The following is a 2064-nucleotide window of genomic DNA, read 5'->3' on the forward strand; positions in this document are numbered from 1 at the left end:
GTAGGGTCGGGGGCTGGCGCGGTGGCGTAGTACGTACGCTCCGTTTCCAGCCCCCGCCACATCGAACCGTGCATGCGGTTCTCCCGCACACGGCTCACCGACGCCGTTCACCGCCGGCATTCGGCCTGCCCCGCCAGTCCCGGAAGGGCCTGGGTGCAACAACGGTCCCGTGCAAGGCGATCAGGCCCAGGGAATCCTGAGCGGCGGAGGCAACCACCGCCCACCCGAACTTTCTGGTGCGCCGATGCTTCTTGGCGAGGAATCCGCCTATCCGCATCCGCGCATACGAACTGATCCGGTCAAAGAAATGAGCCGAGTTCCCGAACCGGAAATACGCGGCCCATCCGCGAAGGAACGTGTTCACGTCCTCCACGATCACCTTGACCGGCAGCAGCAGTCTGCGCCGTTCCGTGAGTTCACGGATCCGGTCGCGGGCATGCTGCATGGCCTTGCCCGCGGGCCAGCGGGCGAGGAAGGTCACAGGGCGCTTCCCGTCGCGGGACCGGGATGCCACCAAACGGTGGTGGAAGCCGAGGAAATCGAATCCCTCGCCTGCCACCTCCAGGTGAACGATCCGAGTCTTGGCTGCCTTCGGTTCCAGACCGAGGTCAGCCAGCAGGCGTGTCAGCCGTTCCAAAGCGGCTTCGGCCTGCTCGCGGGTCGCGCACATCACCACCGCATCGTCGGCATAGCGGACCAGCACCCCGTGCTGCCGTGTCTCCCACGCCCGATCAATCCGGTGCAGAAAGACATTGGCCAGGAGCGGGGAGACAACCCCGCCCTGAGGAGTACCGGTGACCGGCCGGCGGACCTGACCGCCTTCCATGACTCCCGCCCGCAGCATCGCGCGCAAGAGCTTCAGGACAGACTGGTCACAGACGCGTTCCTCGACCGCCTGCATCAACGTCTCGTGGTCAATCGCCTCAAAGCAGTTGGCGATGTCCGTCTCAACGACCCATCGCCGTCCCCGCCAGGACTCATCGATCAAGACCTGGAGGGCATCGTGCGCACCGCGCCTGGGCCTGAACCCGAAGGAACACGGCAGCATGTCGGCTTCAAAGACCGGCTCGAGCACGATCTTCAGTGCGGCCTGCACGATGCGGTCGCGGACCGCAGGAATCGACAAGGGCCTTTGCTCCGCCGTGCCGGGCTTGGGAATGAACACCCGGCGCGCCGGGAGCGGCCGCCACCTGCCGTCCTTCAACTCCGCGGCCAATTCATCAAGAAGCCGGGCGACCCCGTACTCCTCGACCTGCCCGAGATCGACCGCGTCGATGCCCGGAGCGCCGTTGTTACGACGCACCATTGACCACGCACGCGCCAGGACATCCCTGCGGTGGACCTTGTCCCCCAGCGCGTGGAACCGCCGTCCGGGATCGGCCTTGGCCGCCCGGTAGAGCGCATGCTGCAGGGCACGGACCGGATCCGAGGGAGAACGTCCCCCGACGGCGGGACTAGCCACACGGGCACTCACCGGGCCCCTCCACTTCAGCAGTACGCATCGACGAAGCAGCGGCCCTTCCCTCACCGGCGGTTGTGTTGTCCGTCCGGCTCAAGCAGTACTACGGCCGCCTCCGACGCCCACCCGACCCGCTTCCCCTTCCCGGGGTTCACCCGGTTATAGGTCGCGATGCTTCCGACAGCACTCTTGCCGCAGGCTGCCGGGCCAGGGAGGGCCTCCCCAGTTCCCGCCGTCACCGTCGAAACGTTCCATGTCCCATACGCCGGGGAGTCCTTCGCGGCTGCCCTTCCAGGATCTTCACCGCTTCCATGGCCTTCACCCTGATTTCGGGGGCTCGGCTCTCCCTGTCCCCACCCTCACGGGCAGGCCTCTAACGACGCCGCAGACTTCGCGTGATGCTACGGACCGCTTCTTCGCTCCCCCTTCACAGGGCTTTCGACGCTGGACTTCGACGCCGGGTGTTTCCCCCCGACGCCGCCAGCCTGCTACCGGGCCTCCTGGCAGCTACCCGGACCGGACTCACACCGGCAGGCGACGACGAGCTTACGAACCACGATCAACCACCTACATGGCCAACCTCCAGATTCTGCTGGGCGTACGAA

At 66.4% G+C, this 2064-nt stretch carries 1 protein-coding gene; it reads right to left on the reverse strand.

Going from position 1 to position 2064, the window contains the following annotated elements:
* Nucleotides 1–94: 94 nt before the first annotated feature.
* Nucleotides 95–1474, reverse strand: coding sequence for a group II intron reverse transcriptase/maturase (gene ltrA, locus ACFU8Q_RS41165; protein WP_384465254.1), 1380 nt, complete (start codon nt 1472–1474; stop codon nt 95–97).
* Nucleotides 1475–2064: the final 590 nt, after the last annotated feature.

This window comes from Streptomyces sp. NPDC057543 (assembly GCF_042801895.1).
Taxonomy (GTDB): domain Bacteria; phylum Actinomycetota; class Actinomycetes; order Streptomycetales; family Streptomycetaceae; genus Streptomyces.